The organism is Pseudomonas quercus, from assembly GCF_012033695.1.
GTDB classification, from domain to species: Bacteria; Pseudomonadota; Gammaproteobacteria; order Pseudomonadales; family Pseudomonadaceae; genus Aquipseudomonas; species Aquipseudomonas quercus.
Genome location: NZ_JAAVJI010000011.1, coordinates 145,556 through 158,750, shown reverse-complemented (window position 1 = coordinate 158,750; position 13,195 = coordinate 145,556). Strand labels below are relative to the sequence as shown.

Below are 13,195 nucleotides of genomic sequence, written 5' to 3'. Positions count from 1 at the left end.
GGTCACGTTGACCATGGCAAGACCACTCTGACGGCTGCTCTGACTCGCGTCTGCTCCGAAGTATTCGGTTCGGCCAAGGTCGACTTCGACAAGATCGATAGCGCCCCGGAAGAGAAAGCGCGCGGTATCACCATCAACACCGCACACGTCGAGTACGACTCGTCTGTTCGCCACTACGCTCACGTTGACTGCCCAGGTCACGCTGACTACGTGAAGAACATGATCACCGGTGCTGCCCAGATGGACGGCGCGATCCTGGTCTGCTCGGCCGCTGATGGCCCGATGCCTCAGACTCGCGAACACATCCTGCTGTCCCGTCAGGTAGGTGTTCCCTACATCGTCGTGTTCCTGAACAAGGCCGACATGGTAGATGACGCCGAGCTGCTGGAACTGGTTGAAATGGAAGTGCGTGACCTGCTCAGCACCTACGATTTCCCAGGCGACGACACCCCGATCATCATCGGTTCGGCGTTGATGGCCCTGAACGGCCAGGACGACAACGAGATGGGCACCACCGCTGTGAAGAAGCTGGTCGAAACCCTCGACAGCTACATCCCAGAGCCAGTGCGTGTGATCGACAAGCCGTTCCTGATGCCGATCGAAGACGTGTTCTCGATCTCCGGTCGCGGTACTGTTGTAACCGGTCGTATCGAGCGCGGTATCGTAAAAGTCCAGGATCCTCTGGAAATCGTTGGTCTGCGTGACACCACCGTGACCACCTGCACCGGCGTTGAAATGTTCCGCAAGCTGCTGGACGAAGGTCGTGCTGGCGAGAACTGCGGCGTGCTGCTGCGCGGCACCAAGCGTGACGACGTTGAGCGTGGCCAGGTACTGGTCAAGCCAGGTTCGGTCAAGCCGCACACCACGTTCGAAGCCGAAGTGTACGTACTGAGCAAGGAAGAAGGCGGTCGTCACACGCCGTTCTTCAAAGGCTACCGTCCACAGTTCTACTTCCGGACCACTGACGTGACCGGTAACTGCGAACTGCCGGAAGGCGTTGAAATGGTTATGCCAGGCGACAACGTGAAACTCGTTGTTACCCTGATCAAAACCATCGCAATGGAAGACGGTCTGCGTTTCGCAATCCGTGAAGGTGGTCGTACCGTTGGTGCTGGTGTTGTAGCCAAAATCATCGCGTAAGTAGTTGTAATCTCTCCATCAGGCCGGCATAATGGTCGGCCTGATTCAGTTTTAGGTCAGTAGCTCAATTGGCAGAGCGACGGTCTCCAAAACCGTAGGTTGGGGGTTCGATTCCCTCCTGACCTGCCAGATTCACTTCGGTGGCTGGCTTTCTTTTCACAGGACTTTCCCAAATGATGCCGAAGGCTGAAGCCTCTGACACTCGTTTCGATCTACTTAAGTGGTTGGTCGTTGTTGCGTTGGTCGTCGTGGGGGTTGTCGGTAATCAGTATTACTCGGCATCTCCAGTCCTGTATCGCGTGCTTGCGCTGATCGTGCTTGCCGCTGTTGCTGCGTATGTCGCACTTCAAACCGCCAAAGGCAAATCCTTCTTTGTCTTGGCCAAGGAAGCTCGCACCGAAATTCGCAAAGTTGTCTGGCCTACGCGCCAAGAGACTGCGCAGACAACCATGATTGTTGTGGCTGTCGTTCTGGTTATGGCCTTGCTGCTGTGGGGGCTCGATTCCCTCCTGGGCTGGCTTGTTTCCCTGATTGTAGGCTAAGGGTGTCCCGTGGCTAAGCGTTGGTACGTTGTGCATGCTTACTCGGGTTACGAGAAGCATGTCATGCGCTCCCTGGTGGAGCGTGTGAAGCTGGCAGGCATGGAAGAACAGTTTGGCGAAATCCTTGTTCCTACCGAAGAAGTGGTAGAAATGCGGAATGGCCAAAAGCGCAAAAGTGAGCGCAAGTTTTTCCCTGGCTATGTGCTGGTACAGATGGACATGAGTGAAGGCACTTGGCACCTTGTCAAGGATACCCCTCGTGTCATGGGCTTCATTGGCGGCACTGCTGATAAGCCGGCGCCGATCACTGACAAGGAAGCTGAAGCTATCCTGCGTCGGGTGGCGGACGGTAGCGACAAGCCGAAGCCCAAAACCCTCTTCGAGCCAGGTGAAGTGGTGCGTGTGGTCGACGGTCCATTCGCAGATTTCAACGGTACGGTTGAAGAAGTTAATTACGAGAAGAGCCGCCTGCAGGTTGCGGTGCTCATTTTCGGTCGCTCCACCCCGGTGGAGCTGGAGTTCAGCCAGGTCGAAAAGGTCTGACTGGAGACGGATCCCCTACCCCGCAGGCGTAAGCTGCGGGGTTTTGTCGTCACCGGGATAAAACGTAAGCAAATGGGGAGCCGGAAGGCGTTTGTACCCAAATCTGGAGTAGCTCATGGCTAAGAAGATCACGGCTTATATCAAGCTGCAAGTAAAGGCCGCTCAGGCCAACCCAAGCCCACCCGTTGGCCCAGCATTGGGTCAGCACGGCGTGAACATCATGGAATTCTGCAAGGCCTTCAACGCCCGTACCCAAGGTATGGAGCCAGGCCTGCCGACGCCTGTGATCATCACGGTCTACAGCGACCGTAGCTTCACGTTCGAAACCAAAAGCACCCCTGCTTCTGTTCTGCTGAAGAAAGCTGCAGGCCTCACCAGCGGTTCGGCTCGCCCGAACACCGTCAAGGTTGGCACCGTCACTCGCGCTCAGCTCGAAGAGATTGCCAAGACCAAGAACGCTGATCTGACCGCTGCCAGCCTCGATGCAGCCGTGCGTACTATCGCCGGCTCAGCTCGTAGCATGGGCCTGAACGTGGAGGGTGTGTAATGGCTAAGCAAACCAAGCGTCAAAAGGCAATCGCTTCGAAAATCGAAGCGGGCAAAGCCTACAGCTTCGAAGAAGCGGCTAACCTGTTGGCCGAGCTGTCGACCGTCAAGTTCAGCGAATCGTTCGACGTTGCTGTGAACCTGGGTGTAGACCCACGTAAATCCGACCAGGTCGTACGTAGCGCTACCGTTCTGCCACATGGCACCGGTAAAACCGTTCGCGTTGCCGTGTTCACCCAAGGCCCTGCTGCTGAAGCCGCTTTGGCCGCTGGCGCGGATCGCGTTGGCATGGACGACCTAGCCGCTGAAATGAAAGGCGGCGACCTGAACTATGACGTTGTGATCGCATCCCCTGATGCCATGCGCGTTGTAGGTCAGCTGGGCCAGGTCCTGGGTCCTCGCGGCCTGATGCCTAACCCGAAAGTCGGCACCGTAACTCCAGACGTAGCCACTGCTGTCAAGAACGCCAAAGCTGGCCAGGTGCGGTACCGTACTGACAAGAACGGTATCATCCACACCTCCGTTGGCAAGGTTGGCTTCGAAGCTGGCAAGCTGAAGGAAAACGTTGAAGCACTGATCGCTGACCTCAAGCGTATCAAGCCAGCTTCTTCGAAAGGTATCTACGTTAAGCGCGTTACGTTGAGCACCACCATGGGCCCAGGCCTGGTGATCGACCAAGGCTCGCTGAGCGCGTAAGACGGAAGAGGGCGGTTGTAACGCCTTCTGTGCAAGATTGGGGTCCCTGCCTGGCGGGGGCTGTCCAAGACCGTAGGCGGCTTTGCCTTAAACTACAAGCCTACGCAGATGGTGCTCCCGATTCGTTATTGAATCAGACACCAAAACGACATTCGGTTTCGGCCGAATGAACCGGAAACCAGGAGAAACCCGTGGCAATTAAACTCGAAGACAAAAAGGCCATCGTCGCTGAAGTCAACGAGGCTGCCAAAGCTGCTCTGTCTGCTGTCGTGGCTGATGCCCGTGGTGTGACTGTAGGCGCTATGACCGGACTCCGTAAAGAGGCCCGCGAAGCTGGCGTATACGTACGTGTTGTACGTAACACCCTGCTGCGCCGCGCTGTTGAAGGCACTGATTACAGTGTACTCAACGACGTGTTCAAAGGCCCGACCCTGATCGCGTTCTCCACCCAGCACCCAGGCGCCGCCGCCCGGTTGTTCAAGGAGTTCTCGAAGGGTCAGGACAAGTTCGAGATCAAGGCAGCTGCGTTTGAGGGCAAGTTCCTCGCAGCCAATCAGATCGACGTTCTGGCAACGCTGCCGACCCGTGACGAAGCCATTTCCCAGCTGATGAGCGTGATTCAAGGCGCTACCAGCAAATTGGCCCGTACACTGGCTGCACTTCGCGACCAGAAAGAAGCTGCAGCAGCTTAAGGCTCGCTCGTCTTCTAGCGTTTTTTGTTTATTTCGATGGTCGAGCAGGCCGTCCCCCAATTCAGGAAAAGAGTCATGTCCATTTCCCAAAACGATATCCTCGAAGCCGTTGGCAACATGTCCGTAATGGAAGTTGTTGAGCTGATCAAAGCTTTCGAAGAGAAGTTCGGTGTTACCGCTGCTGCCGCTTCTGCTGGCCCAGCTGCTGCCGCTGCCGTCGTTGAAGAGCAAACCGAATTCACCGTTAAACTGGTTGAAGCCGGCGAGAAGAAAGTAAACGTCATCAAGGCTGTACGTGAAGCCACCGGCCTGGGCCTGAAAGAAGCCAAAGCCGTTGTTGATGACCTGGGCGTTGTGAAAGAGAACGCTTCGAAAGAAGAAGCTGAAGCTCTGAAGAAAGCCCTGGAAGAAGCAGGCGCCAAAGTCGAAGTCAAGTAACTCCGACCTTGCGTCTCCAGCCGGAGCGTCAAGCAGAAGGCTGATGGCTGGTGGCTTATGCCACCGGCCTTTTTCCGTTACTGGCAGCCAATCAGGTTGGTGCCCTTAACGAGCGGTAACCGCCCCGAGGGGGTGGCGCAAACCATGGGGTTTGCAAGATTTTCTGGCTACTCCCGCCGGGAGAGGCCAAACAAGCAGGTGACCAAGCTGGGGAACGCTGATGGCTTACTCATACACTGAGAAAAAACGAATCCGCAAGGACTTTAGCAAGTTGCCGGACGTGATGGATGTGCCGTACCTCCTGGCCATCCAGCTGGATTCTTATCGTGAATTCCTGCAGGCGGGCGTGTCCAAGGACTCGTTCCGCGACGTCGGCCTGCATGCGGCTTTCAAATCGGTATTCCCGATCATCAGCTACTCCGGCAACGCTGCCCTGGAGTACGTTGGTTATCGCCTGGGCGAACCCGCCTTCGATGTGAAGGAATGTGTGCTTCGTGGCGTGACCTTCGCGGTTCCACTGCGAGTCAAGGTCCGCCTGATCATTTTCGACAAGGAATCGTCGAACAAAGCGATCAAGGACATCAAAGAGCAAGAAGTCTACATGGGTGAAATTCCCCTGATGACTGAAAACGGTACTTTCGTCATCAACGGTACCGAGCGCGTAATCGTTTCCCAGCTGCACCGTTCGCCTGGTGTCTTCTTCGATCACGACCGTGGCAAGACCCACAGCTCTGGCAAGCTGCTGTACTCCGCTCGCATCATTCCGTACCGCGGCTCTTGGTTGGACTTCGAGTTCGATCCCAAGGACTGCGTGTTCGTGCGTATCGACCGTCGTCGCAAGCTGCCGGCCTCCGTGCTGCTGCGCGCACTGGGCTATACCACCGAGGAAGTGCTTGACGCGTTCTACACCACCAACATCTTCCATGTGAAGGGCGAAAAGCTGAGCCTCGAGCTCGTACCGCAGCGCCTGCGCGGTGAAATCGCGGCCATGGACCTCACCGACAACGACGGCAAGGTCATTGTCGAGCAGGGTCGCCGGATCACTGCACGTCACATCAACCAGCTTGAAAAGGCCGGTATCAAGGAACTCGAAGTTCCTTTGGACTACATGATTGGCCGCACCACTGCCAAGGCTATCGTGCACCCGGCCACTGGCGAAATTCTGGCTGAATGCAACACCGAGCTGACCACTGAAGCGTTGGTCAAGATTGCTAAAGCCCAGGTCGTTCGTATCGAAACGTTGTATACCAACGATATCGACTGTGGTCCGTTCATCTCCGACACCCTGAAAATCGACTCCACCAGCAATCAGCTGGAAGCGCTGGTCGAAATCTACCGGATGATGCGCCCAGGCGAGCCGCCTACCAAGGACGCTGCCGAAACCCTGTTCAATAACCTGTTCTTCAGTGCAGAGCGCTACGACCTCTCCGCTGTGGGCCGGATGAAGTTCAACCGCCGTATTGGCCGGACCGAAATCGAAGGTTCCGGTGTTCTGAGTAAGGACGACATTGTTGCCGTGCTCAAGACGCTGGTGGACATCCGTAACGGTAAAGGCATTGTCGACGACATCGACCACCTGGGTAACCGTCGCGTTCGTTGTGTCGGTGAAATGGCCGAAAACCAGTTCCGCGTAGGCCTGGTACGGGTAGAGCGTGCCGTCAAGGAACGTCTGTCCATGGCCGAGAGCGAAGGCCTGATGCCTCAGGACCTGATCAACGCCAAGCCCGTAGCGGCAGCGGTGAAAGAGTTCTTCGGTTCCAGCCAGCTGTCCCAGTTCATGGACCAGAACAACCCGCTGTCGGAGATCACCCACAAGCGCCGCGTTTCCGCGCTTGGCCCGGGCGGTCTTACCCGTGAGCGTGCAGGCTTCGAAGTGCGTGACGTACACCCGACTCACTATGGTCGTGTATGCCCCATCGAGACGCCGGAAGGTCCGAACATCGGTCTGATCAACTCCTTGGCTGCCTATGCGCGCACCAACCAGTACGGCTTCTTGGAAAGCCCGTACCGTGTGGTTAATGACGGCGTGGTCACCGATGAGATCGTCTTCCTGTCCGCGATCGAAGAGGCCGATCATGTGATCGCCCAGGCTTCGGCGGCCATGAACGAGCAGAACCAGCTGATCGACGAGTTGGTAGCGGTCCGTCACCTGAACGAATTCACCGTGAAGGCGCCGGAAGACGTCACCCTGATGGACGTTTCGCCCAAGCAGGTGGTGTCGGTTGCAGCGTCGCTGATCCCGTTCCTTGAGCACGACGACGCCAACCGTGCGTTGATGGGTTCGAACATGCAGCGCCAGGCTGTACCTACCCTGCGTTCCGACAAGCCCCTGGTGGGCACCGGGATGGAGCGTAACGTTGCGCGTGACTCCGGCGTGTGCGTAGTTGCACGTCGTGGCGGCGTCATCGACTCCGTCGATGCGAGCCGTATCGTCGTGCGTGTAGCTGACGACGAAGTGGAAACGGGCGAAGCGGGTGTAGATATCTACAACCTGACCAAATACACCCGCTCCAACCAGAACACCTGCATCAACCAGCGCCCGCTGGTGAACCGCGGTGATCAGGTCGCTCGCGGCGACATCATGGCCGACGGCCCGTCCACCGATATGGGTGAGCTGGCGTTGGGCCAGAACATGCGCATCGCATTCATGGCATGGAACGGCTTCAACTTCGAAGACTCCATCTGCCTGTCCGAGCGTGTGGTTCAGGAAGATCGCTTCACCACGATCCACATCCAGGAACTGACCTGTGTGGCGCGTGACACCAAGCTGGGGCCAGAAGAGATCACTGCTGACATCCCGAACGTGGGTGAGGCAGCGCTCAACAAGCTGGACGAGGCGGGTATCGTTTATGTAGGTGCCGAGGTCGGCGCTGGCGACATTCTGGTAGGCAAGGTCACGCCAAAGGGCGAAACCCAGCTCACGCCGGAAGAGAAGCTGCTGCGTGCAATCTTCGGTGAGAAAGCCAGTGACGTTAAAGACACCTCCCTGCGCGTGCCTACAGGCACCAAGGGTACTGTCATTGACGTTCAGGTCTTCACACGTGATGGCGTGGAGCGCGATTCGCGCGCCTTGTCCATCGAGAAGAGCCAGCTCGACCAGATCCGCAAGGACCTGAACGAAGAGTTCCGCATCGTTGAAGGTGCAACCTTCGAGCGCCTGCGCAATGCGCTGGTAGGTCAGGTGGTAGACGGCGGTGCAGGCCTGAAGAAAGGCGCTGAGCTGACCGACGAAATCCTGAGCGGCCTTGAGCACGGCCAGTGGTTCAAGCTGCGCATGAACGAAGACGCGCTCAACGAGCAGTTGGAGAAAGCCCAGCAGTACATCGTTGACCGCCGTCGCCTGCTTGATGACAAGTTTGAAGACAAGAAGCGCAAGCTGCAGCAGGGCGATGACCTGGCACCGGGCGTACTGAAGATCGTCAAGGTCTACCTGGCTATCCGCCGCCGCATTCAGCCGGGCGACAAGATGGCCGGCCGTCACGGTAACAAGGGTGTGGTCTCGGTGATCATGCCGGTCGAAGACATGCCGCATGACGCTAACGGTACGCCAGTGGACGTGGTACTCAACCCACTGGGTGTACCTTCGCGGATGAACGTGGGTCAGATCCTTGAAACCCACCTGGGCCTTGCGGCCAAGGGCTTGGGCGAGAAGATCAACCGCATGCTGGAAGAGCAGCGCCAGGTCGCAGACCTGCGTGGGTTCCTGAACGAGATCTACAATGAGATCGGCGGGCGCCAGGAAAGCATTGACGAGCTGTCGGACCAGGAAGTACTGGCCTTGGCTAAAAACCTCAAGGCGGGCGTGCCAATGGCTACCCCAGTCTTCGACGGTGCCAAGGAAAGCGAAATCAAGTCGATGCTCAAGCTCGCAGACATGCCCGAAAGTGGCCAGATGCAGCTGTTCGACGGGCGGACTGGTAACAAGTTCGAGCGTCCGGTTACTGTGGGCTACATGTACATGCTCAAGCTGAACCACTTGGTGGACGACAAGATGCACGCTCGTTCCACCGGTTCTTACAGCCTGGTTACCCAGCAGCCGCTGGGTGGTAAGGCCCAGTTCGGTGGCCAGCGTTTCGGGGAGATGGAGGTGTGGGCGCTGGAAGCATACGGCGCGGCATACACCCTGCAGGAAATGCTCACCGTGAAGTCGGACGACGTGAACGGCCGTACCAAGATGTACAAGAACATCGTGGATGGCGATCACCGTATGGAGCCGGGCATGCCCGAGTCCTTCAACGTGTTGATCAAAGAAATTCGTTCCCTCGGTATCGATATCGATCTGGAAACCGAATAACACGCGACGTGAATGGGAGTGGGGGCTAACCCCCACTTCCTGCTCCGCCAGGAGGAAAAGGCCTTGAAAGACCTGTTGAATCTGCTGAAAAACCAGGGTCAAGTCGAAGAGTTCGACGCCATCCGTATCGGCCTTGCCTCGCCTGAAATGATCCGTTCGTGGTCGTTCGGTGAAGTCAAGAAGCCAGAAACCATCAACTACCGTACGTTCAAGCCTGAGCGTGACGGCCTTTTCTGCGCCAAGATCTTTGGCCCGGTCAAGGACTACGAGTGCCTGTGTGGCAAGTACAAGCGCCTGAAGCACCGTGGCGTGATCTGCGAGAAGTGTGGTGTTGAAGTCGCACTGGCCAAGGTCCGTCGCGAGCGCATGGCGCACATCGAACTGGCCTCGCCAGTTGCCCACATCTGGTTCCTGAAGTCGCTGCCGTCGCGTATCGGCTTGCTGATGGACATGACCCTGCGTGACATCGAACGCGTGCTCTACTTCGAGAGCTACGTAGTGATCGATCCAGGCATGACCACACTTGAAAAAGGTCAGCTGCTCAACGACGAACAGTACTTCGAAGCCCTTGAAGAGTTCGGTGATGACTTCGACGCCCGCATGGGTGCCGAAGCTGTCCGCGAACTGCTGCACGCTATTGATCTGGAACACGAGATCGGTCGCCTGCGTGAAGAGATTCCGCAGACCAACTCCGAAACCAAGATCAAGAAGCTGTCCAAGCGCCTGAAACTGATGGAAGCCTTCCAGGGCTCCGGCAACCTGCCAGAGTGGATGGTGCTGACAGTGCTGCCTGTGCTGCCACCGGATCTGCGTCCGCTGGTACCGCTGGACGGTGGCCGCTTTGCGACCTCGGACCTGAACGACCTGTATCGCCGTGTCATCAACCGTAACAACCGCCTGAAGCGTCTGCTGGATCTGTCTGCGCCCGATATTATCGTGCGTAACGAGAAGCGCATGCTGCAGGAAGCGGTCGATGCATTGCTGGACAACGGCCGCCGTGGCCGTGCCATCACCGGTTCGAACAAGCGTCCTCTGAAATCCCTGGCTGACATGATCAAGGGTAAGCAGGGTCGTTTCCGTCAGAACCTGCTGGGTAAGCGCGTTGACTACTCCGGTCGTTCGGTTATTACCGTAGGCCCGACCCTGCGTCTGCATCAGTGCGGCCTTCCCAAGAAGATGGCACTGGAACTGTTCAAACCGTTCATCTTCGGCAAGCTGGAAGTACGTGGCCTGGCCACCACCATTAAAGCCGCCAAGAAGATGGTCGAGCGCGAACTGCCGGAAGTATGGGACGTACTCGCTGAAGTGATTCGCGAACACCCCGTACTGCTCAACCGTGCGCCGACGCTTCACCGTCTGGGGATCCAGGCGTTCGAGCCCGTGCTCATCGAAGGCAAGGCTATCCAGCTTCACCCGCTGGTGTGCGCGGCGTACAACGCCGACTTCGACGGTGACCAGATGGCCGTTCACGTTCCGCTGACCCTTGAGGCACAGCTGGAAGCGCGCGCGCTGATGATGTCCACCAACAACATCCTTTCGCCTGCCAACGGCGAGCCGATCATTGTGCCTTCGCAGGACGTGGTTCTCGGTCTGTACTACATGACCCGTGAAGCCATCAATGCCAAGGGCGAAGGTCGTATCTTCGCTGACCTGCAGGAAGTCGACCGCGTGTTCCGCGCCGGCGAAGCGGCGCTTCATGCCAAGATCAAAGTACGTATCACCGAAACCGTGAACGACCGTGATGGCGGCAGCGTGACCAGCACCCGTATCGTCGACACCACTGTCGGCCGTGCGCTGCTGTTCCAAGTAGTGCCTGCTGGCCTGCCGTACGAAGTCGTCAACCAGCCCATGAAGAAAAAGGCGATCTCCAAGCTGATCAACCACTGCTATCGCGTGGTGGGCTTGAAGGAAACCGTTATCTTCGCGGACCAGTTGATGTACACCGGTTTTGCCTACTCGACCATTTCCGGCGTTTCCATCGGTGTTAACGACTTCGTTATCCCGGATGAAAAGGCTCGCATCATTGGTACGGCTACCGACGAAGTGAAAGAGATCGAAAGCCAGTACGCGTCGGGCCTGGTAACCCAGGGCGAGAAGTACAACAAGGTGATCGACCTTTGGTCCAAGGCCAACGACGAAGTCTCCAAGGCAATGATGGCTAACCTCTCGAAAGAGAAGGTCATCGACCGCCATGGCGACGAAGTCGACCAGGAGTCTTTCAACTCCATGTACATGATGGCGGACTCCGGTGCTCGGGGTTCGGCTGCACAGATTCGCCAGCTGGCGGGTATGCGTGGTCTGATGGCCAAGCCGGACGGCTCGATCATCGAAACGCCGATCACTGCGAACTTCCGTGAAGGCTTGAGCGTACTTCAGTACTTCATCTCTACACACGGTGCGCGGAAAGGTCTGGCGGATACCGCCTTGAAGACCGCTAACTCCGGTTACCTGACTCGCCGTCTGGTAGACGTGGCACAGGATCTGGTAGTTACCGAGATCGACTGTGGCACCGAACACGGCCTGTTGATGACGCCGCACATCGAAGGCGGCGACGTCGTAGAGCCACTGGGTGAACGCGTACTGGGTCGAGTGATCGCCCGTGACGTCTTCAAGCCTGGTACCGAGGACGTTATCGTTCCCGCTGGCACCCTGGTAGACGAGAAGTGGGTCGAGTTCATTGAACTCAACAGCATTGATGAAGTGATCGTTCGTTCGCCGATCAGCTGCGAAACGCGCTTCGGTATCTGCGGCAAGTGCTACGGTCGCGACCTGGCCCGTGGTCACCTGGTCAACATCGGTGAGGCCGTGGGCGTTATCGCAGCTCAGTCCATCGGTGAACCCGGTACCCAGCTCACCATGCGTACCTTCCACATCGGTGGTGCTGCAAGCCGGACCTCCGCTGCGGACAGTGTCCAGGTGAAGAATGGCGGTATGGTGCGCCTGCACAACCTCAAGCACGTCGAGCGCATCGACGGCAACCTGGTAGCGGTCTCCCGCTCCGGCGAGCTGGCGATTGCCGATGAGTTTGGTCGTGAGCGCGAGCGTTACAAGCTGCCATACGGTGCGGTCATTTCCGTGAAGGAAGGCGACAAGGTCGACGCTGGTGCCATCGTGGCCAAGTGGGACCCGCACACCCACCCGATCGTGACCGAAATGAAGGGTACCGTTACCTTCGTCGGCATGGAGGAAGGGATCACCATCAAGCGTCAGACGGACGAATTGACGGGTCTGACCAACATCGAAGTACTCGATGTCAAAGACCGTCCAGCCGCTGGCAAGGAAATCCGCCCTGCTGTGAAGATGGTAGGTGTGGATGGCAAGGATCTGCTGTTGCCGGGTACAGACGTACCGGCCCAGTACTTCCTGCCTGCAAACGCACTGGTAGGTGTAGCGGATGGTGTTCAGGTGGGCGTGGGCGATGTAATTGCTCGTATTCCACAAGAAACATCGAAAACCCGCGACATCACGGGTGGTCTGCCACGCGTTGCCGACCTTTTCGAAGCTCGTCGCCCGAAAGAAGCGTCGATTCTTGCGGAAGTCAGCGGCACGATCGCCTTCGGCAAGGAAACCAAAGGCAAGCGCCGCTTGGTGATCACGCCGAACGATGGCAGCGATCCGTACGAAGAGTTGATTCCGAAGTGGCGCCACCTGAACGTCTTCGAAGGCGAACAGGTAAACCGCGGCGAAGTCATCTCCGATGGTCCGAGCGATCCGCACGACATCCTGCGTTTGCTGGGTGTAAGCGCGCTGGCCAAGTACATCGTGAACGAGATTCAGGATGTTTACCGTCTGCAAGGCGTGAAGATCAACGACAAGCACATCGAAACCATCCTGCGTCAGATGCTGCGCAAGGTTGAGATTGCCGAGTCGGGTGATTCGAGCTTCATCAAGGGCGACCAGATGGAACTCACCCACGTACTGGGCGAAAACGAGCGCCTGTCTGCTGAAGACAAGTTCGTCTCCAAGTACTCACGTGTGCTGTTGGGTATCACTAAGGCCTCGTTGTCGACCGAGTCGTTCATCTCGGCAGCATCCTTCCAGGAGACCACTCGGGTACTTACCGAGGCAGCGGTTACCGGCAAGCGCGATTACCTGCGTGGCTTGAAGGAAAACGTGGTAGTAGGTCGTCTGATCCCGGCCGGTACTGGCCTGGCCTATCACAGCGAGCGCAAGCGTCGTCGTGAAGCAGACAAGCCGATGCGTGTAAGCGCGAGTGAAGTGGAAGCCGCACTGACGGAAGCCCTGAACTCAAGCGGTAACTGATAAGGCAGCGCACCTTACTGCTCCGGCCTAGCTGGGGGAGT

General features: G+C 57.5%; 9 protein-coding genes and 1 tRNA gene. All 10 read left to right on the top strand.

All coding sequences use genetic code 11. The annotated features are described in order from the left end of the window. Window positions 1-1,140, top strand: a 1,140-nt coding sequence (gene tuf / locus HBH25_RS17455) for an elongation factor Tu (RefSeq protein ID WP_168085210.1), incomplete at its 5' end; no start/stop codon positions are given. A 53-nt stretch (window positions 1,141-1,193) separates the two neighbouring features. After that, window positions 1,194-1,269 (top strand) — tRNA-Trp (locus HBH25_RS17450). Between the two features lie 44 nt (window positions 1,270-1,313). Beyond that, window positions 1,314-1,682 (top strand): preprotein translocase subunit SecE, encoded by a 369-nt coding sequence (gene secE, locus HBH25_RS17445; protein ID WP_168085209.1) that lies wholly within the window; start codon window positions 1,314-1,316, stop codon window positions 1,680-1,682. A gap of 9 nt (window positions 1,683-1,691) precedes the next feature. Next, window positions 1,692-2,225 (top strand): transcription termination/antitermination protein NusG, encoded by a 534-nt coding sequence (gene nusG, locus HBH25_RS17440; RefSeq protein ID WP_168085208.1) that lies wholly within the window; start codon window positions 1,692-1,694, stop codon window positions 2,223-2,225. 115 nt (window positions 2,226-2,340) lie between these two features. Further along, window positions 2,341-2,772 (top strand): 50S ribosomal protein L11, encoded by a 432-nt coding sequence (rplK, locus tag HBH25_RS17435; RefSeq protein ID WP_168085207.1) that lies wholly within the window; start codon window positions 2,341-2,343, stop codon window positions 2,770-2,772. After that, window positions 2,772-3,467, top strand: a complete 696-nt coding sequence (gene rplA, locus HBH25_RS17430) for a 50S ribosomal protein L1 (protein WP_168085206.1) — start codon at window positions 2,772-2,774, stop codon at window positions 3,465-3,467. The genes rplK and rplA overlap by 1 nt, the downstream gene beginning before the upstream one ends. A gap of 191 nt (window positions 3,468-3,658) precedes the next feature. Further along, window positions 3,659-4,159 (top strand): 50S ribosomal protein L10, encoded by a 501-nt coding sequence (gene rplJ / locus HBH25_RS17425; protein WP_168085205.1) that lies wholly within the window; start codon window positions 3,659-3,661, stop codon window positions 4,157-4,159. A gap of 75 nt (window positions 4,160-4,234) precedes the next feature. Next, window positions 4,235-4,597: a 50S ribosomal protein L7/L12 gene (rplL, locus tag HBH25_RS17420; RefSeq protein WP_168085204.1), complete on the top strand. Its 363-nt coding sequence runs from the start codon at window positions 4,235-4,237 to the stop codon at window positions 4,595-4,597. Between the two features lie 220 nt (window positions 4,598-4,817). Continuing rightward, window positions 4,818-8,891, top strand: coding sequence for a DNA-directed RNA polymerase subunit beta (rpoB, locus tag HBH25_RS17415; RefSeq protein WP_168085203.1), 4,074 nt, complete (start codon window positions 4,818-4,820; stop codon window positions 8,889-8,891). A gap of 63 nt (window positions 8,892-8,954) precedes the next feature. Beyond that, window positions 8,955-13,154, top strand: coding sequence for a DNA-directed RNA polymerase subunit beta' (gene rpoC / locus HBH25_RS17410; RefSeq protein WP_168085202.1), 4,200 nt, complete (start codon window positions 8,955-8,957; stop codon window positions 13,152-13,154). The last annotated feature ends 41 nt before the right edge of the window (window positions 13,155-13,195 follow it).